This is a genomic window from Sphingorhabdus sp. Alg239-R122 (genome assembly GCF_900537065.1).
Classification (GTDB): Bacteria; Pseudomonadota; Alphaproteobacteria; order Sphingomonadales; family Sphingomonadaceae; genus Alg239-R122.
This window is the reverse complement of record NZ_UNRC01000021.1, coordinates 1-2,875: the sequence shown is the minus strand read 5'-3', so window position 1 is coordinate 2,875 and position 2,875 is coordinate 1. Positions and strand designations below refer to the sequence as shown.

Sequence of the window (2,875 nt, the reverse complement as noted above, 5' to 3'; positions counted from 1 at the left end):
GGARACTCTCAGGTGCAAATGGACCGCATTGTCATTCAGGCACTCTGGAAAGCGAATGGAGAAATCCATTCCACCGAAGGGGTAAATGGCGGCGTGCTTTGCGTCTTCCATGAAAACTCTCAGGTTCCGTGACAGAGGGGGCAGGTGATTGGCGTATCCGCGCCTAATTGTCTGTCACATGTCATCAGGAGCCGAATATGTCAGATCAGAATCAATTGGACGATAGTCCGCCACAAGATCAGAAACTGCCACTCGACAGCTGGCACCGCAGGCAGGGCGCACGCATGGTCAGTTTTGCAGGCTATGAAATGCCGATTCAGTATGAAGGTATCATGGCTGAACATGTCTGGACCCGTGAAAATGCCGGTCTGTTTGATGTCAGCCATATGGGCCAGGTGGTTTTTACCGGTGACAGTGCAGACAAAGAGTTGGAAAAGATCCTGCCTGGGGAAATCCAGAAACTGGGTGTAAATCGCATCCGTTATTCGCTTCTATTGGCCCAGGATGGCGGGATATTGGATGACCTGATGGTCACGCGTCGCAGCGATGATATCTATGCCGTAGTCAATGGTGCGACCAAATATGATGACCTTGCCTATATTATCGACAATATGCCTGACAGCGTCACGATCAACCTGATGGATGACCACGCCTTGCTGGCGTTACAGGGACCTAAGGCAGGCGCGGCGCTCGCATCATTCATTCCCGAAGTTGATACACTCTATTTCATGATGGCTGGTGCATTCGTGTTGGACGGTATGGATCTATGGATCAGCCGTTCGGGTTACACCGGCGAAGACGGTTTCGAAATCAGCGTCGCTGCACAGGATGCTGAAAAACTGGCAGATATCTTGTGCGGACATGAAGACGTAAAACCCATTGGCCTGGGCGCGCGCGACAGTTTGCGTCTGGAGGCTGGCCTGCCGCTTTACGGCCATGACCTGACAGCAGAAATCACACCGATACAGGCAGACCTTGGCTTTGCGTTGAATAAACGCCGACGCGCGGAAGGCGGTTTCGCCGGCGCTCAGCGCGTACTGGGCGAGCATAAAGACGGTGCAACCATGAAACGGGTCGGTCTTTTTGTGGAGGGGCGTCAGCCCATCCGCGAAGGCGCCATTATCGTTGATGATGCGGGCAAGGAAATAGGACAGGTGACGAGCGGTGGTTTTGCGCCCAGTCTGGAGCGTCCGATTGCCATGGCCTATGTGCCCAGCGAATTGAGCGTAGAAGGAACGGCCCTGACGGCACAGCAACGCGGCAAGCCATTTGCTGTCACTGTAACTAAAATGCCGTTTGTACCACATAATTACCGCCGCAAACCCAAGGCTTGATAGAATTGAGAGGAAGTCGAATATGAGCAGATATTTTACCGAAGACCATGAATGGATCGAAGTGAACGGCAGTGTTGCCACCGTTGGCATCACCGATTACGCGCAGGAACAACTGGGCGATGTGGTGTTTGTTGAAGTGCCCGAAAGCGGCAAAGAATTGACCAAAGGTGATGATGCCGCCGTTGTTGAATCGGTAAAAGCGGCAAGCGATGTGTACGCACCGGTTTCTGGTAAAGTGAACGGAGGTAATGCGGCGCTGGCCGATGATCCGTCACTTATCAATACCGATCCGGAAGGCGAAGGCTGGTTTTTCAAACTGGACCTGTCCGATGCGGGCCAGCTTGATGGCCTGATGGATGACGCGGCGTACAAGGAATTTGTCGCCAGCCTCTGACACTCTCCTGCAAAGGGAATATTATGCGTTACCTGCCCCTTACTCCTGACGACCGTATTGCCATGCTTGCCAAAATTGGCGTGGATACGGTGGATGCACTGTTTAGCGATGTGCCCGAAGAAGCACGGCTTACAGGAACAATCCATGATTTGCCTGATCATGCCGGTGAAATGGCGGTGGAACGCCATATGCACAGCCTTGCGGACCAGAATATGGTGGCAGGCAGCGTGCCATTTTTCCTGGGAGCAGGGGCTTACCGGCATCATGTGCCGTCCAGCGTCGATCATCTGATCCAGCGCGGCGAATTCCTGACCGCCTATACGCCCTATCAGCCGGAAATTGCACAGGGTACTTTGCAGGTATTGTTTGAGTTTCAGACACAGGTTGCACGGCTGTTTGGCTGTGATGTTGCCAATGCATCAATGTATGATGGGTCAACAGCGTGCTGGGAAGCCATCACCATGGCAGGCCGCATTACGCGCAAGAAAAAGGTGCTGCTGTCAAATGGTCTGCACCCGCATTATGTCTCTGTAGCGAACAGCATGGCACACTTTACTGGCGATGATGTCATCAGCTCTGCACCTGAACTGTCGGCCCAGACTGATATTGCCAGGCTGATCGATGCGATTGATGAGGAAACAAGCTGCGTTGTGGTGCAATATCCCGATATATTGGGCCGCATGGAAGATTTGACTGCGCTGGCAAGCAAAGCGCAGGACGCGGGCGCGTTGCTTGTTGCAGTTGTTACCGAACCAGTGGCGCTTGGCGCGGTTAAGAGCCCGGGTGAAATGGGCGCGGATATCGTCGTGGGCGAGGGTCAGTCAATTGGCGTGGGATTACAATTTGGTGGGCCTTATGTAGGCTTGTTTGCGTGTAAACAGAAATATGTGCGGCAAATGCCGGGGCGTCTGTGCGGCGAAACCGTTGATGCAGAGGGTAAACGCGGATTTGTTCTCACGCTTTCCACGCGAGAACAACATATTCGCCGTGAAAAGGCGACATCGAACATCTGCACCAATTCAGGGCTGTGTGCGTTGGCATTTTCGATCCATATGACATTGCTGGGGGAAAAAGGCCTTCGTGATCTGGCGCAGCTCAATCATGCAAAAGCGGTGCGGGCTGCTGGGCAGCTCGCACAGATTAATGG

At 53.4% G+C, this 2,875-nt stretch carries 3 protein-coding genes and 1 riboswitch; all 3 genes read left to right on the top strand.

What is annotated here, in order from left to right; all coding sequences use genetic code 11:
* Window positions 1–34: 34 nt before the first annotated feature.
* Window positions 35–145, top strand: a riboswitch (glycine riboswitch).
* A gap of 52 nt (window positions 146–197) precedes the next feature.
* Window positions 198–1,334, top strand: a complete 1,137-nt coding sequence (gcvT, locus tag G6Q15_RS12160) for a glycine cleavage system aminomethyltransferase GcvT (protein ID WP_164119201.1) — start codon at window positions 198–200, stop codon at window positions 1,332–1,334.
* Between the two features lie 22 nt (window positions 1,335–1,356).
* The gene (gene gcvH, locus G6Q15_RS12155) at window positions 1,357–1,728 is read left to right on the top strand and encodes a glycine cleavage system protein GcvH (protein ID WP_164119200.1); all 372 of its coding nucleotides are present in this window, start codon (window positions 1,357–1,359) and stop codon (window positions 1,726–1,728) included.
* A gap of 23 nt (window positions 1,729–1,751) precedes the next feature.
* A partial coding sequence (gene gcvPA, locus G6Q15_RS12150; RefSeq protein WP_164119198.1) for an aminomethyl-transferring glycine dehydrogenase subunit GcvPA occupies window positions 1,752–2,875 on the top strand: 1,124 nt, incomplete at its 3' end.

Coding starts and splice junctions, on each gene's coding strand:
- gcvT (WP_164119201.1), top strand. CDS start 198: ATGTCAGATCAGAATCAATTGGACGATAGTCCGCCACAAGATCAGAAA.
- gcvH (WP_164119200.1), top strand. CDS start 1,357: ATGAGCAGATATTTTACCGAAGACCATGAATGGATCGAAGTGAACGGC.